The sequence below is a fragment of the Halovibrio sp. HP20-59 genome, assembly GCF_033052795.2.
Classification (GTDB): domain Bacteria; phylum Pseudomonadota; class Gammaproteobacteria; order Pseudomonadales; family Halomonadaceae; genus Vreelandella.
Map to the genome: position 1 here is coordinate 1 of NZ_JAWJUW020000092.1, position 271 is coordinate 271.

General features: G+C 64.6%; 1 protein-coding gene. It reads left to right on the forward strand.

Annotation, left to right across the window (positions count from 1 at the left end; genetic code table 11):
- Window positions 1-13 precede the first annotated feature (13 nt).
- Window positions 14-271 (forward strand): DnaB-like helicase C-terminal domain-containing protein (locus tag RZA33_RS19500; RefSeq protein ID WP_317509784.1); only part of this gene is annotated, 258 nt, incomplete at its 3' end.

Below are 271 nucleotides of genomic sequence, written 5' to 3' on the forward strand. Positions count from 1 at the left end.
TGGACGCCCTGGAATGGGCAAGACTGCGGTGGCGTGCGGGGTTGCGCTTGGCCTCGCGCGCAATGGGCATGGCGTCCACTTTGCCAGCATGGAAATGAGCAGCAGCGAACTTGCAACGCGCATGATGGCTGACTTGGCCTGCCGAGCGCTTGGCGACTGGATCCCATTCGACGCCCTTATTGAGGGACGGACAACGCCGAATCAGGACGAGCGCCTTTCGCGCCTGCGCGCCGCAAGCCGCGAATGGCCGCTCGAAATCGACGACCGCAGC